This window comes from Pseudomonas sp. JL2, assembly GCF_031570495.1.
GTDB classification, from domain to species: domain Bacteria; phylum Pseudomonadota; class Gammaproteobacteria; order Pseudomonadales; family Pseudomonadaceae; genus Aquipseudomonas; species Aquipseudomonas rhizophila.
Genome location: NZ_JAKUDH010000001.1, coordinates 636,763 through 652,380 on the forward strand (window position 1 = coordinate 636,763; position 15,618 = coordinate 652,380).

Genomic DNA, 15,618 nt, shown 5'->3' on the forward strand with positions numbered 1-15,618 from the left:
GCGTGCCCGCTCATCGCTGAAGGTCAGCGCCCCAGCGCAAGAGCGATCTTCAGTTGCAACTCGTTTTCGGAGAATGGCTTGTGCAACACAGGACGATGGGCGAACTCGTTCGGCAGCCCGCTGGCACCGTATCCGGTGCTGAATAAAAACGGAATCTGGCGCGCCTGGAGAATTTCGGCAACCGGAAAAACCCGCTCACCGGCCAGGTTGACATCCAGAATGGCCAGGTCAATTGCCACCCGATTCGCCACTTCGCAGGCCGTAGCGAGCCGTGCCACTGATGCCACCACCACGCATTCGAGCTCTTCCAGCATTTGCTCGACCAGCATGGCGATGGTGCCTTCGTCCTCAACCAGCAGCACCCTGACTCCGGGGAACGAACTCATGGGCTGGACGCCTGGATCAGAAACGAGATTCGGCAGCAAACGCCCTTCGGGTCGAAGGTCAGGTCAAATGTCCCGCCCAAATCGCGCTCGATGCAGCGCTTCATCAAACGCGAACCCAACCCTTCCCGCTTGGGTTGGGCCACCCGTGGCCCGCCCTGCTCGCGCCAGTCCAGGGTCAGTAGCATTCCATCGGATTGTGGTTGCACAACCCACTTCACTGAAAGCGTGCCCGTCTCTACTGACATCGCGCCGTATTTCAGTGCATTGATCGCCAGTTCATTGAGGGTCATGGTGAGGTTGAGCGCAACGCGGGTGCCGATGTCGACAGGGTCGCCCTCCACCACGATTCGACTGGGTTCCTGGCCAAATATCGGCATCAGCACTTCATGGGCAAGGGACCCCAGCGGGGTATGGCCCCAATGGCGCCGGGTCAACAGATCGTGAGCCCGGGACAACGCAAGCAGCCTGGCTTCGAAACGCCTGTAACCGTCGTTCGCATCCTCGGCATTGCGCGCCGTTTGTGCCGCCAGGGATTGCACGGTGGCCAGGGTGTTCTTGACCCGATGATTGAGTTCGTCGATCAGGGTCTTCTGCCGGTTCTCCGCCTGCTTTCGCTCGGTGATGTCCACCAGCATGTTGATGGCGCCCACCAGATTGCCATCGGCGTCATGCAGCGGTGTGGGATACGGCGCAAACGGCACACGAGTGCCATCCGGCCGTTCGGCAATGGCCTCGACACCACGTATCGGGCGGTTTTCCTTCAAGGCCACCGCCATCGGGCACTGGTCGTGGGGAAGCGCGCTTCCATCGGTATTGAATATTTTCCAGGTCACGCACCACATGTCCCCCAACTGTGGGGTTCGGCCAGACAATTCGACAGCCGCCCGATTGAAGAAGGTGATGCGCCCTTGTGCATCGGTTGTGTAAACCGCAGCGGGCAGAGCCTCGAGAAGATTGCGCATATGCCGTTCGCTTTCGCGAATCTGGCTTTCCATTTGCTGGGCGAGTGTGACGTCGATGGTGAAACAGCGTGTGTGAAAGAGCTTACCGTCCTCGAAACGCCCATTGGAGGTAATCGCTACATGCCGGATCGTGCCGTCTTTGGCCCTCAACCGCGCCGGGTAGCTGTCCAGGCTTTCGCCGCTGCCCAGTTTATGGAGGATGTCACCAATAACGGACTCATCGACATGAAACTCCGTAATGTGGCGGCCGATATATTCGTCAGCCGTATAGCCCAGCATGTTCAGCTCGGCCTTGTTGGCACGCTGGATGATGCCCGCGTTGCTGACAATGTGAAGCCCCACCGCGCTGTTTTCAAAAAAATCCTCGAGGTCGGCACTCTTGCGACGAAGCTCTTCGGCCATCGCATGACGCGCCGAGACATCCTGAAAACAGTTGATCGCCCCTTCAATGACCCCGCGCCGATCCCTGAGGGCCCGGATGTTCACCAGCGCCATAAGCCGCGTTCCATCCGAACGCTCAATGATCACTTCCTGATTGCGTGTCGCAGCGCCGGTAATAAGCACCGAAGCCATAGGGCAGTCTTCGAAAGCCAGCGGCGTGCCATCCGGTAAAAAAAGCCGGTGCGAGCCGCAGAAGCGGTCACCGTTTTTCCCGATAATGGGCGTCCTGCCCCATAGCTCGGCCGCTTCACTGTTGTACCTGACGAGCCAACCCTCGTGATCACAGAGGTATACCGCCCCCGGTATGGCGTCGAGCGCGCTCGCGCCCAGGGTGAGCAGGCTCTGGTACTCGCTCGGAGCGCAAACCTCCACGGCAAGCTCTTCAATGTTCGACATCTGGTAATCCTCAATCCGCCTGGCTGAAACGCCCACGCTCCCCATCGCCCCCGGTTTTATGGCCGGAGTCGGTGATTCCAGCTCGGATAATCCTTCTGAATGCGGGTTCGGATATATTTCATAGAGCCGTTGTGTTGGAGGTCTAGATCCCTATTCACCGCGCTAGTTCATGAAAGTTCAACAGGTTCGGTGTTTGAACTGGACAGGGATCTTTTCTAGCGCGCTGAAGAGCAGCAATTGAGTGTAGTCGGCCTCGTGTTTGTCGAACCATTCGCTTCAAGACCTGAGCTTGCAGATTGAAACATGACAGCCGGTATATCTATATACGACAAATTACAGGCGCAACGGGTTTGATCTTCTATGATTGCTCCAGCAAAGGAGTTTATTCCGATGAGCGAATCAGAAGCACGACTTCTGCGCGTGCATTCCCTTAAAACCGCTTGCTCCAACTGCAGCGTGCTTGAGCTTTGCCTGCCTATCGGGCTGACGGGCGGCGAAGTCGAGCGCCTGGACACCTTGATCTCACAGCGTGTGAAGGTCAAAAAAGGCGCGGCGTTGTACCGCATCGGCGATCCGCTGCGCTCTCTGTATGCGGTGCGGCTGGGTTTCTTCAAGACCAGCGTATTGTCGATGGACGGACGCGAACAAATCACCGGTTTCCAGATGCAAGGCGAAATGCTCGGTCTGGACGCCATCAGCACCGATCATTACGCCTGCAATGCAATAGCGCTGGAAGACAGCGAAGTTTGCCCGATTCCTTTCAGCAACCTGGAAAAACTTGCCCACGATCTGCCCTCTTTACAGCACAACCTCAACAAGCTCCTGAGCCAAGAGATCGTGCGCGACCACAGCATGCTGCTGTTGCTTGGCAACATGAATGCCGATGAACGTCTTGCGGCGTTTCTGCTGAACCTGTCTCAGCGACTTAACATGCGCGGTTACTCCTCCAGGGAATTCGTCTTGCGCATGAGCCGTGAGGCTATCGGCTCTTATCTGGGCCTGCGGCTGGAAACGATCTGCAGGGGTATCGCGCACCTGCGAGAAGAGGAACTGGTAGAAATGCATGGACGCAACGTCACCATCCTGGACCTGCCCGGCCTCAAGCAAAAAGTGGCTGGTTGCCACCGTCATTCAGAGCGGTGAAACCCTCTCGAGGCGCTTGCATCACTGATCACCTGCCCGTCGTCTGATCGCCACTTCCGCAGGCACGGTCGACCGCCCTGCTGATTTTCATCAAATCACGGGCAGTTGCCCCGACAGCCCGTTGCCCCACTTACACCCTTGTTGATTTAGCTCAATGTGTCGGCATCACCCAGGCGTAGAAAAAGCAGACCGGGCCCTGATAGCCCCGCCCGCTTCGCATTACCTGGAGGACGCCACGATGAGCGACTTGACCCTGCGCAAGACCATTCTGGAAGAACTGGAATTCCAACCCGACCTCAACGCAGCCCATATTGGCGTGGCCGTGGACAATGGCGTCGTCACCCTTTCCGGTCATGTCGGCAGTTATGCAGAAAAGATCAGCGCCGAACGCGCCGTCAAAAGCATCGAGGGCGTGCGCGCCGTAGCTGAGGAAATCCAGGTCCGATTGAATAAAAACGCCGGCACCGCAGACGACACCATTGCCAATCGCGCCTTGAAGATCATCAACTGGAGCTGCGACGTTCCTGAAGGCGACATAAAAGTCATCGTGCAGAACGGCTGGGTCAGCCTGGAAGGCGAAGTGGAATGGCAATACCAGAAAGAAAGCGTGGAGCGGTCCGTGTTCAAGCTGTCCGGCGTGGTGGGCGTGAACAATCGGCTAACCCTGCGCCCTCGAGTGGACGCTGGCAACATCCAGCGTCGTATCGAAGAGGCGCTTAAACGCAATGCCGAAGTGGATGCCAAGGCAATTCACGTCAAGGTCGATGGGGATGTGGTGAGGCTCGAAGGCAAAGTCCATTTATGGCGCCAGCGTAAAATCGCGGAACGGGCGGCCTGGTCGGTGCCGGGGGTCAGAGAGGTGGACGATCACCTGTTGCTTGTCTGAGTCGCAGGCCCGCAGAGAACCGTCTCTGCGGTGATCCATTCGCTGTATTTCCATCTGCTGTCGTCATTGAGCCGAGGCCATGAAAAAAACCCACCAATGGAACCTGTCATATTTTTTGGTCGCCCTGGTCGTGTTCAGCCTTGCGCAGCTTTTGTTTTTCGAACGCCCCATGGTCCAGGTCATTCCCTACAGCCAGTTCCTGCAGTTGCTCAACGAGCAAAAGGTCAGCGATCTACGGGTGGAAAACGATCGGATCAGCGGCAAACTGCAGGAGCCGATCGCCGGTCATAACCTGTTCTCGACTATACGGGTGGATCCTGCGCTGGCGACGGATCTTGCCCATTCGGGTGTCGGTTTTACCGGGGTGAGCGAGAATACCTTCCTGGGTGGTTTGCTGGGCTGGTTACTGCCCTTCGGCTTGATCATGGTGATCTGGCATTTCATGTTCCGGGGGTTGGCGGAAAAACAAGGCATGGGCGGCCTGATGAACATCGGCAAGTCCCGCGCCAAGGTATTCGTCGAGCGGGACACCGGAGTAACCTTTGCCGATGTGGCCGGAATCGACGAAGCCAAGGTCGAGCTGGTGGAAATTGTGTCCTTTCTCAAGGACAAGGCGAAATACGCACGGCTGGGGGCGCATATACCCAAAGGTACGCTGCTGGTCGGCCCGCCGGGCACAGGCAAGACTCTGGTGGCCAAAGCCATCGCCGGAGAAGCCGGGGTGCCCTTCTTCTCGATTTCGGGCTCCGAGTTCGTCGAGATGTTCGTCGGTGTCGGTGCCGCTCGCGTGCACGATTTGTTCGAGCAGGCACGGCAGGCAGCCCCCTGCATCATTTTTATCGATGAACTCGATGCGCTGGGCAAGATGCGCGGCGTCGGCGCCTGGGGTGGCAATGACGAGAAAGAACAAACCCTCAATCAATTACTGGCGGAACTGGATGGGTTCGACCCTCGAGAGGGTGTTGTGTTGCTCGCCGCGACCAACCGGCCCGAGGTCCTGGACCCGGCATTGCTGCGTGCCGGCCGTATCGACCGGCAGATTCTGATCGATCGCCCCGATCGTAAAGGCCGGCAGGCGATCCTCAAGGTACACCTCAAGAAAATCGTCGTGGGGCCGGATCTAGACAGCGAGCGCATCGCTGACATCACCACCGGTTTCACCGGCGCTGACCTGGCCAATCTGGTCAACGAAGCCGCCATCGTTGCCACTCGTCGCGGCGCCGAAACCGTCAGCCTCGACGACTTTACCGCGGCCGTGGAACGCATCGTCGCCGGAATTGAACGCAAGAGCAGCCTGTTGTTGCCTGATGAACGCCAGGTGGTGGCCTATCACGAAATGGGCCACGCCCTGGCCGCCAGCAACCTGCCGGCCATGGACCCGGTCCACAAGGTCTCGATTGTGCCCCGTGCCATCGGTTCGCTCGGTTACACGTTACAGCGCCCCACCGAAGACCATTTCCTCATCAGTTGCCAGATGCTCAAGGACCGCATTGTCGTGCTGATGGCCGGCCGCGCCGCCGAATTCCTGGCCTATGGCCAGATATCGACCGGGGCTGCCGATGATCTGGCCCATGCAACCGATATCGCTCGCCAACTGATCACCCGGTTCGGCATGAGTGCCGAGCTTGGTCAGGCGGTGCTGGAACGTAAAAGTGCCACTTACCTGGGCGAACGCATGCAGGAAGTCGCAGAAAGGGATTATTCGCAAATAACGGCCAGAGAGGTCGATCTGGCCATTCGCGCCTTGCTCGATGAAGCCTATCAACGAGCCAAGACGCTGCTTGAAAGCCGTCGGGGCGATCTGGACGCCGGCGCGCGTCTTTTGCTGGAAAGGGAAACCTTGACCCCTGAAGAATTTGCACCGCTCCTACCGCTCAAGCGCCCCGTGGTAAGGGTTGTGCAACCTTTGACGCACGCACCCACGATTAGCGGATGACGAACATGAACACACCTTCGCAACACACACTCGATGGGCTGTATGGTTCACCCCACCCCATTGAAGAGGCCAGCATTGCCCCGGTCCTGCAACACTACGCCGAACCTCTACCGGAACCGGATGCACCGGGCTTTGGACAAATGTTCGATCGCTACGCGGATGCGCGTATCGTGATGATCGGTGAGGCCAGCCACGGCACCAGCGAGTTCTATCGATTCCGGGCTGCCATCACCCAACGGTTGATCGAACAGCATGGGTTCAACATCGTCGCCGTTGAAGCGGACTGGCCGGATGCGGCGCATGTTGATCGATATGTCCGAGGGCTCGCGCCCTCGGCGTGGAAGCGTCACATCTTCAGCCGATTTCCGACCTGGATGTGGCGCAACACTGAAGTTAAGACATTTGCCCACTGGCTCCATCAATTCAACCACCCGCGCAGCCCGGAAGATCGCGTCGAGTTCCGCGGCCTGGACATCTACAGTTTGCGTAACTCCATTCATGAGGTGCTGAATTACCTGGACCGCGTCGACCCGCAACTGGCCAGCGAAGCCCGACGTCGCTATGGCTGCCTGACACCCTGGCAGGATGATCCGGCGCTATATGGCCACTTTGTCGAGCGCGGTGGGGTGATGCCCTGTGAAGATGCTGTGGTAGCGCAGCTCAATAGCATGCTGGCCGAACAACTGGCAGGACTTATCAAGGACGATGAGGCGTTCTTCAACGCGACGCAAAATGCTCGCGTGGTGCAGGCGGCGGAACAGTATTATCGGGCAATTTATCGAGGTTCGACCGCCTCCTGGAACCTGCGTGACCGCCACATGTTCAACACCCTGCAAGCATTGCTGGAACACCGGGGCCCTCAAGCCAAAGCCGTGGTGTGGGCTCACAACTCTCACATTGGCAACGCGGCTGCCACGCAAATGGGCTGGAAGGGCCAGTTCAACATCGGCCAGCTATGCCGCAGCGCCTATGGGCGCGACGTCGCCCTGATCGGCATGAGCACTGACCGTGGCCAGGTGGCGGCGGCCGATGACTGGGACGGCGCCATGCTCATCAAAGACATTCGACCTTCGCGCCCGGACAGCTGGGAGCATCAGTTTCTCAAAGCCGGCGTTCCGGCTTCATTGACCGACTGGCGAGATCCGCAGCGCAAGGACCTGCGCCGCGCACTCTCAAAACCCATGCTGGAACGGGCTATCGGGGTGATTTATCGTCCCGAAACCGAGCGTGACAGCCACTATTTCGAAGCAGTCCTGAGTGAACAGTTCGATGCCATGGTCTGGATCGAAAAGACACAGCCGGTAGCGGCGCTGGCACTGCCGAAAAGCCAGAAGCTGGAGCCGGAAGACGAGACGTTTCCATTTGGCGTGTGAGCCCGTTCGCAGTCCTGCCGCTCTACCCCTGAGACGCGGCGGTCGACTCCCGTTGCCAGGCTCGCTGCAGCAAATCGATGACGATTTCATCGGATGTCTGAGGGAAGTCCTTGTACCAATAGCCTATGGAAACCAGCCAGTCAGGAATAAGCGGACAAATCACCTCATCCACTTCGCTGCGTAGCGCCTCCACTGTTTCAAGCGGCCCAACCGGCACGGCGACCACAACGCGCGAAGGCCCTTGCGTGCGGACCGCGTGGATCGCTGCCATCATCGAGGCCCCCGTCGCCAGACCGTCATCAATCAGGATGACCACCTGGTCCTTGAGTTGTACAGGCTCACGAGTGCCTCGATACGCCTGCTCACGACGCAACAGCTCCCGGGTTTCCCGGGCAACCACGGCGTCGAAACTGGGCTGATCAATCGGATGGGCACGAAGAGCGTCGTCATTGAGGATCTGTATGCCACCACTGGCAATGGCGCCCATCGCGAACTCAGGGTTGGACGGCACACCCAGTTTGCGAACCAGCATCAGATCAAGGCGCACGTGCAGAGCGGTGACCACTTCATAAGCCACTGGAACTCCGCCGCGGGGCAAGGCCAGGACGATGACATCGGGTCGATGGGCGTATTTGAACAAATGTTCCACCAGCCCTTGCCCCGCTGCGCTGCGGTCCTTCCACACTGTTTGCATTGAGGGACTCTGACTCATTGGAAAACCTCCACAGGCTGTTGCGCCCCGTCGTTCAGCGTCAATCCAGCGTCCTCTGATAGAGCGGCCTCGGCGTTGATTTATGTCAATTTCCCTGCAAGGCAGCTCAGTCCTTTTCCTATGAAATTCACGCATGCACGCCCTGCATAACCTCTGATCTAAATCAATGCTCCCCAGCCTCTTCACGCAGAGATTAATAACCAGCGCTAGAACCTTCGCTTTGGCGAAGGTCGTCGACCCCTTCGTCTCGTGGAGGCTTCAATCATGGCAACGCACCTGCAAGGCACTGAGCCGGTCATCCCGGCCGTCAAACCTCATCCTTTGGCCGGCAGTTTGCGAAAGGTCGAACCCAAACGCCTGTCATTGAGCCTGCTGGTTGCGCTGGTGGTGGGTTCGATGATCGGTAGCGGCATTTTCAGCCTGCCCCAGAACATGGCCTCCAGCGCGGGTGCCGGGGCTATCCTGATCGGCTGGCTGATCACTGGCGTGGGTATGCTGTCATTGGCCCTGGTCTATCAGACACTCTCCAACCGACAACCGGAACTCGATAATGGCGTGTTCGCCTACGCTCGTGCGCTTGGGGGTGAGTTCCTGGGCTTCAATTCGGCGTGGGGCTACTGGATCAGTGCGTGGATTGGCAACGTCAGTTATCTGGTGATTCTGTTCGCGGCGCTCAGTTACTTTTTTCCCTTGTTCGGCGAAGGCAATAACAAGGCCGCGATTGCCGGTGCGTCGGTGGTGCTGTGGTCGTTGCATTGGATGATCCTGCGCGGGATGCGCACAGCGGCCAAGGCCAACGCCCTGACCACCGTGGCCAAAGTCGTGCCCTTGCTGCTGTTCATCGGCCTGGTGATCGCCGGATTTTCCAAAGACACCTTCATGGTCGACTTTTGGGGCACGCCGGCATTGGGTAGTACCCTGGATCAGGTCAAGAGCACCATGCTGGTGACGGTCTGGGTCTTTATCGGCATTGAAGGTGCCAACGTGTTTTCCGCCCGTGCCGCCGACCGGGCGGATGTGGGCAGGGCCACGGTGATCGGTTTCGTCCTGACGTTGCTGCTGCTGATTGCCGTGTCGCTCCTGTCTCTGGGGATCCTCAGACAACCTGAACTGGCTGCCCTGAAGAACCCATCCATGGCGGGTGTTCTGGAGGCGGTGGCCGGTCCTTGGGGTGCGGTGTTGATCAGTATCGGCCTGATTGTGTCGGTCGGCGGTGCGTTGCTGGCCTGGACCCTGCTGGCAGCGGAATCGGTGTTCACGCCGGCCAGGGAAAAGGTCATGCCCCGCGCGCTGGCCTCGGAAAACCAGCACGGCGCGCCGGCCAACGCGCTGTGGATCACCAACGGCTGCATTCAGCTGTTCCTGTTGTTGACGCTGTATTCGAGCGCCAGCTACCTGGCCCTGATCTCGCTCGCCACCTCGATGATCCTGCTGCCTTATCTGTTCAGCGGCCTATACGCGCTGAAGATGACCTGGCAAGGCCAGACCTACGCCGGGCACCGCGCCCTGCAATTGCGCGACATGGCCATCGCCTTGGTCGCCACCACCTATTGCATTTGGCTGCTCTACGCCGCTGGCCCTCGCTACATGCTGCTCAGCGCCCTGCTCTATGCCCCCGGTTCGCTGATTTACCTCAGCGCCCAACGGGCCAGGACCGGGCATGCGCTCAATGGTTTCGGCTGGGGGTTGCTGCTGGTGATCTGGGTGGCGGCGATTTTCGCCGGCTGGATGCTCTGGTCCGGCCAGCTCTCGTTGTAAGGCTTGCAAGCGTGCATTGCCCCGTCCGGAACCGGTCCCTGGCAATGATGCCAAGTCCCGCCCGGACATCACCAAAGAGGAAAATCAAATGTCCAATTCAGTGAAAAAAATGCCGGTCGATACCCAAGACAACACTCAACATCCGGCCAAGAATGACCTTTGGCATCCACTGGAAAAACTCCGTCAGCAGGTGGATCACCTGTTCGATGACTTCAACCGGGGTACAGGTCTTTCTCCTTTCAGTCGCGGACTGTTCGATGTCGAGCCATTCTGGCGCAGGGAGTTCTCCACGAGCCTGCCGGCCGTGGACATCAGCGAGAAGGAAAAGAGCTTTGAAATCACAGCCGAATTGCCCGGCATGGATCAGAAAGACATCGAAATCCGGCTCGCCAATGGCAACCTGATCATCAAGGGCGAGAAGAAAGAAGCCAAGGAAGAAAAGAAAAAGGGTTATCACCTGTCCGAACGCCATTACGGCTCCTTCGAACGGGTTTTCAACCTGCCAAAAGGCATCGATAGCGACAAGATCGAAGCTCAGTTCAGCAAAGGCGTGCTGACCCTGACGCTGCCTAAAAAACCGGAAGCGCTGAAAGCGGAAAAAGTCGTGCCGATCAAGGCTGACTGACGCTGTGCACCCTGCCCCTCGCCGGCCAACGACGAGGGGCTTTTTTGTGCCTGTGCATTTAGATGTGTTGTTGAAGCTGATGGGCCGCTTCGCGCGCAGGATCGCTCCCACAGGGGCGGTGATGAACACAAATACCGCGTACACCTCAGGACCTTTGTGGAAGCGAGCCTGCTCGCGAAAGAGGCCTCAAAGCTCTACGCTGTCGCGATACTCCGGCACCGATACTGACCAGCCCAACTCATCGCGAATGCGATGGCGCAGGACATCGGACGCGTTGGGTTCGCCATGCACGACATAGGTATGCCGGGGCGGTGTCTTGAAGCCGCGCAACCATTGCATGATTTCATCGGCATCGGCATGGGCGGACAATGTTTGCATCGGCACCACTTCAGCGTTGATTGGCACGTCCTTGCCATGGATGCGCACCGCAGGCTCACCCGCCACGATCCTTGCGCCACGCGTCCCGCCGGCCTGGAAACCCGGCATCAGCAAGGTATTGATCGGGTTCGGCGCCAGGCTTTTGAGGTGAAACAACACCCGCCCTCCGGTAGCCATACCACTGGCGGCGATGATCACCGCCGGGGTGCGTTGCAGGTCCAGGTTCATGGAATCCCTGGCCGAGCGCACCGGGTGCGCGATGTGGCACATGCCCTCACACTCCTCCCTGGACAAACGATGCTCATCGCCAAAGCGTTGATACAAGCGGGTTACATCAATGGCCATGGGGCTGTTCAGGTAGATGGGGATGTCCGGGATCGCCATCCGCTGTTTCAGGCGATACAGGTGATACATCAGCAGTTGTGCCCGACCGACCGTGAACGAGGGCACCAAGGTGATGCCGCCGCGCAATGCGGTGCGGGTGATGACGTCAGCCAGTTGATCTTCGGGCGATTGACTTGGGTGCCTCCGGTCGCCGTAGGTGGACTCAACCAATAGGTAATCCGCCTGCTCGATGGTTTGCGGGGCAAACATCACCGGGTCCTCGGGGCGCCCCAGGTCGCCGGAGCACACCAACGTAACGCCAGCGGCCTGCACCTGCACCGTGGCTGCGCCCAGGATGTGTCCCGCACGGCGCAGCACAATCCCCACCCCACGGGCGATATCCACCGGATGATCGAACGCTATCGGGCGTAACAGTTTCAACGCCCGCTCGGCATGCTCCCGGGTGTACATCGGCATGGCAGGATCATGCTTGGAAAACCCCTTGCGGTTGGCGTATTCGGCCTCTTCCTCCTGCAAGCGGGCGCTGTCGAGCAAGAGGATCTTGACCAGTTCACAGGTGGCCGACGTGGCATAGACCGGACCGCGATAGCCGTTTCGCACCAGCACTGGCAGGTAACCGCTGTGGTCCAGGTGTGCGTGAGTCAGCACGATCGCGTCCAGGTCACGCATCGGCAGTTCGAAGGGGTCCCAGTTGTGCAAGCGCAATTGTTTGTAGCCCTGAAACAGCCCGCAGTCGATCAGGATGCGTTGATCGTCATGCTCCAGCAGGTACTTGCTGCCGGTGACTGTGCCGGCCGCCCCTAGAAACGTCATGCGCATGAGCGTGCTCCTGAACAATCGATTGGCGTTCCATTGGTCGCACTATTCGCCCAGCGGGCCATTGATTTTCATCAAGGACACAGCCGTGAGCACCGGTTTCCTCACACAGCCAGTACGCTGCACGACACCTGATACAAAATATGCTCCGTGGTGCTACCCAACAGCCCGTGCGCCCCCCCCTTCTGCGAGCGCCCCATCACCACGACATCGACCTCATGCTCCAGGGCAAACTCACTCAAGGCTGAAACCGGATGGCCCAGCACGAAGTGCCTGCGCTCGGCCGGCACGCCGAACAGGTTGGCCAGCTCCAGGAATGTTTTTTCCAGGCTCCTGCGCAGTTCATTACTGAGCTGTTTAAGCGTCAGGCCACCTCCGCCGACATCGCCGAGGTAGACCGACGAAACCTCATAGGCGTGAACCAAATGCAACTCGGCGTCGCACTGCAAGGCCAAGCCGATTGCCTCGCGAATGATTCGGTCGTTGAGCCCACTGTTTTGCGCAAAGTCGCTGGAAGGGTCCACCGCAGCAACCACTTTGCGCGGCAAGGCGTGGCCGGTGGCGCCCACCAGGTACATGGGAACCGGGCACTGGCGCAACAGACGCCAGTCCAGCGGAGTAAGGAAGGCCCGTTTGAGCAGGGGCTCGTGTTGCACCTGCTTGATCAGCAGATCGGGCTGGATTTGCGTAACGTGCTGCAGAATCTGCTCGTCCATGCCGTCGACCCAATCCACCTGCGTGGTGACCCTCAGGCCTCGGCGCCGCATCTTGTCGGCCTCCTCCTCCAGCCAGTGACGGTGATCCTGCAGGTAGTTCTGACGCGCTTCATCACGGGGCTCCTGCTCCAACAGCTTGAGAATGTCCAGTGACGGCACCAACGCAGAAACATGCAAGTGCGCCCCGCTGGCCGCCGTCAGGGCCGCTGCGTGATGAAGGGCCGGAGAGTGTCGCTGTGCCGGGTTGAGGATCAGCAGTAAGCGCTGGTACTGGCTCATGATGGATCTCCAAAAAGTCAGGGCGAACGGCGCGATGTCGAAGTCGTGACAAGGCGGACAGTCAACCCGGCGCCGGCGTCCAGCGCCAGTTCAAGACCTCGGGCATGTCCTGCCCATGTTCGATCAGGTAAAGCTGGTGCTTCTCCATGGTGGCCCAGTAGCGGTCCCGGGCGCCCTCCACCAACGGTTGCAAGCGCGGTACCCGCTGGATGACATCGAAGGCCAGTTGGTAGCGATCCAAGTGATTGATGACCGCCATGTCGAACGGGGTGGTTGTGGCCCCCTCCTCCATGAAACCGCGCACATGGAAATTGTCATGGTTATGGCGCTTGTAGACCAGACGATGGATCAATGAAGGATAGCCGTGGAACGCGAAAATCACCGGTTTGTCCACGGTGAACAACTCATCGAACCCGGCATCCGGCAGACCATGGCAATGCTGTTGCGGCGGTTGCAGGGCCATCAAGTCCACCACGTTCACCACCCGCACGCGCAGATCCGGCACGTATTGGCGCAACAGTGTCACGGCGGCCAGGGTTTCCAGGGTTGGCACGTCACCGGCGCAGGCCATCACCACATCCGGGTCGTCATCGTTCTGGCAGGCGAAGGCCCACCGACCGATGCCAATGGAGCAGTGCCTGATGGCCGAATCGATATCCAGCCATTGCCACTCCGGTTGCTTGCCGGCCACGATCACGTTGATGTAATCGCGGCTCTTGAGACAGTGATCGGCCACCGACAACAGGCAATTGGCATCCGGCGGCAGGTAGATACGCACCACATCGGCACTTTTGTTCGCCACATGATCGATAAATCCCGGATCCTGATGGGAGAAACCATTGTGGTCCTGGCGCCAGACGTGGGATGTGAGCAGGTAGTTGAGCGAAGCGATCGACGCGCGCCAGGGAATCTGCGCAGCGGTCTTGAGCCACTTGGCGTGCTGATTGAACATCGAATCGACGATATGGATGAACGCCTCATAGCAGGAGAACAGGCCATGACGGCCCGTCAGTAGATAGCCCTCTAGCCAGCCTTCACACACCTGCTCGCTGAGGATTTCCATCACCCGGCCTTCGCAGGCCAGGTTGGTGTCCCCCGTTTCAAGTGCCGCCATCCAGGTCTTGCCACTGACCTCGTACACCGCATCAAGGCGATTGGAGGCGGTTTCGTCGGGGCCGAACAGGCGAAAGTTGCCAGCCTTGAGGTTGTACTTCATCACGTCCCGGACAAAACCACCCAACACCCGGGTGGACTCCGCCTGCACACTGCCGGGTGTGGAGAACTGCACGGCGTAATCGGTAAATCGAGGCAGCTCAAGTGACTGAAGGAGCAAGCCGCCATTGGCGTGGGGATTGGCGCCCAGACGCCGATGCCCTGTGGGCGCCAGCGCTGCAATGTCCGGTAGCAACGCACCGCTGGCGTCGAACAGTTCCTGTGGCCGGTAACTCTCGAGCCATTGTTGCAGTTGCGTCAGATGCATGGGCTGCTCGAAATGACTCAGTGGCACCTGATGGGCGCGCCAGGTGCCCTCGACCTGCTGACCGTCGACAAATCTCGGACCGGTCCAGCCCTTGGGCGTGCGCAGCACCAGCATCGGCCACAGTGGCCGCTCCAGTTCATGTTCCGAGTCCACACGGGCCGTACGCTGGATTTCGCGGATCTTGAGCAGCATGGCGTCCAGGACCATCGCCAGTTGCTGGTGAACGCTGTGGGGGTCGTCGCCTTCGACAAAATAAGGATCGTAGCCATACCCGTACATCAGGGCTGACAGCTCGTCTTCACTGATACGCGAAAGCAGCGTGGGGTTGGCGATCTTGAAGCCGTTGAGGTGAAGGATGGGCAGAACCGCACCGTCACGCCGGGGGTTGAGGAACTTGTTGGAATGCCAGCTCGCCGCCAGCGTACCGGTTTCAGCTTCACCATCGCCGATGACGCAGGCCACGATCAGGTCAGGATTGTCGAACGCCGCACCGTAGGCGTGGGCCAGGCAATACCCCAGTTCCCCGCCTTCATGAATGGACCCCGGGATCTGCGCCGAGACATGACTGGACAACCCGTAGGGCCAGGAAAACTGCCGGAACAGGCGCAGCATCCCGTTCTCGTTCTGTTCCACCGAGGGATAACACTGGGTGAAGCTGCCCTCCAGATAGCTCTGGGCGACGATGGCCGGGCCGCCGTGTCCGGGGCCGGTGACCAGGATCATGTTCAGGTCGTGGGTCTTGATCAGGTGATTGAGGTGAACGTAAATCAGGTTCAATCCCGGCGTGGTGCCCCAGTGACCCAACAGGCGCGGCTTGACGTGGCCCAGTAGCAGCGGTTTGCGCAACAATGGGTTGTCTTTGAGGTAAATCTGCCCCACAGCCAGATAATTGGAAGCACGCCAATAGGCGTCAATGCCTTCCAGTTGGTCGGGGCTAAGAAAATCACTCATCACATTCTCCCAAAGAGGCTGGATTACCCGCGAAC

Annotated in this window: 12 protein-coding genes; 6 read left to right on the plus strand and 6 right to left on the minus strand. The window is 59.1% G+C overall.

Features of this window, described 5'->3' with window-relative positions; translation table 11 throughout:
• Nucleotides 1-23: 23 nt before the first annotated feature.
• A complete protein-coding gene (locus MKS85_RS02880; protein ID WP_076384348.1) occupies nucleotides 24-386 on the minus strand; it encodes a response regulator in 363 nt (120 codons plus the stop codon).
• Nucleotides 383-2,185, minus strand: coding sequence for a PAS domain S-box protein (locus tag MKS85_RS02885; protein WP_310662670.1), 1,803 nt, complete (start codon nucleotides 2,183-2,185; stop codon nucleotides 383-385). Before MKS85_RS02885 ends, MKS85_RS02880 begins: the two co-directional genes overlap by 4 nt.
• Nucleotides 2,186-2,575: 390 nt before the next feature.
• Between MKS85_RS02885 and fnr the strand changes: the two genes are divergently transcribed.
• The 4 genes from fnr to MKS85_RS02905 all read left to right on the plus strand — a co-directional run bounded on the left by fnr (nucleotide 2,576) and on the right by MKS85_RS02905 (nucleotide 7,523).
• Nucleotides 2,576-3,328, plus strand: a complete 753-nt coding sequence (gene fnr / locus MKS85_RS02890) for a fumarate/nitrate reduction transcriptional regulator Fnr (RefSeq protein ID WP_139049895.1) — start codon at nucleotides 2,576-2,578, stop codon at nucleotides 3,326-3,328.
• 238 nt (nucleotides 3,329-3,566) lie between these two features.
• Complete coding sequence (locus MKS85_RS02895; protein WP_076384342.1) at nucleotides 3,567-4,214, plus strand: BON domain-containing protein; 648 nt, start codon at nucleotides 3,567-3,569, stop codon at nucleotides 4,212-4,214.
• A gap of 79 nt (nucleotides 4,215-4,293) precedes the next feature.
• A complete protein-coding gene (ftsH, locus tag MKS85_RS02900; protein WP_310662671.1) occupies nucleotides 4,294-6,150 on the plus strand; it encodes an ATP-dependent zinc metalloprotease FtsH in 1,857 nt (618 codons plus the stop codon).
• Between the two features lie 5 nt (nucleotides 6,151-6,155).
• The gene (locus MKS85_RS02905; RefSeq protein WP_139049893.1) at nucleotides 6,156-7,523 is read left to right on the plus strand and encodes an erythromycin esterase family protein; all 1,368 of its coding nucleotides are present in this window, start codon (nucleotides 6,156-6,158) and stop codon (nucleotides 7,521-7,523) included.
• A 22-nt stretch (nucleotides 7,524-7,545) separates the two neighbouring features.
• Here the strand turns inward: MKS85_RS02905 and MKS85_RS02910 are convergent, their stop codons facing one another.
• Nucleotides 7,546-8,235, minus strand: coding sequence for a phosphoribosyltransferase (locus tag MKS85_RS02910; RefSeq protein WP_047225681.1), 690 nt, complete (start codon nucleotides 8,233-8,235; stop codon nucleotides 7,546-7,548).
• A gap of 264 nt (nucleotides 8,236-8,499) precedes the next feature.
• On the opposite strand from MKS85_RS02910, the gene arcD reads away from it, so the two are divergent.
• The gene (arcD, locus tag MKS85_RS02915; RefSeq protein ID WP_052915282.1) at nucleotides 8,500-9,993 is read left to right on the plus strand and encodes an arginine-ornithine antiporter; all 1,494 of its coding nucleotides are present in this window, start codon (nucleotides 8,500-8,502) and stop codon (nucleotides 9,991-9,993) included.
• Between the two features lie 88 nt (nucleotides 9,994-10,081).
• Nucleotides 10,082-10,618, plus strand: coding sequence for an Hsp20/alpha crystallin family protein (locus MKS85_RS02920; protein WP_047225871.1), 537 nt, complete (start codon nucleotides 10,082-10,084; stop codon nucleotides 10,616-10,618).
• A 186-nt stretch (nucleotides 10,619-10,804) separates the two neighbouring features.
• On the opposite strand, the gene MKS85_RS02925 is transcribed toward MKS85_RS02920, so the two are convergent.
• The 3 genes from MKS85_RS02925 to MKS85_RS02935 all read right to left on the minus strand — a co-directional run bounded on the left by MKS85_RS02925 (nucleotide 10,805) and on the right by MKS85_RS02935 (nucleotide 15,583).
• A complete protein-coding gene (locus MKS85_RS02925) occupies nucleotides 10,805-12,160 on the minus strand; it encodes an MBL fold metallo-hydrolase (RefSeq protein WP_310662672.1) in 1,356 nt (451 codons plus the stop codon).
• A gap of 101 nt (nucleotides 12,161-12,261) precedes the next feature.
• On the minus strand, nucleotides 12,262-13,152 hold the full coding sequence (locus tag MKS85_RS02930; protein ID WP_310662673.1) for a universal stress protein: 891 nt from the start codon (nucleotides 13,150-13,152) through the stop codon (nucleotides 12,262-12,264).
• A gap of 61 nt (nucleotides 13,153-13,213) precedes the next feature.
• Nucleotides 13,214-15,583, minus strand: coding sequence for a phosphoketolase family protein (locus tag MKS85_RS02935; protein WP_310662674.1), 2,370 nt, complete (start codon nucleotides 15,581-15,583; stop codon nucleotides 13,214-13,216).
• Nucleotides 15,584-15,618: the final 35 nt, after the last annotated feature.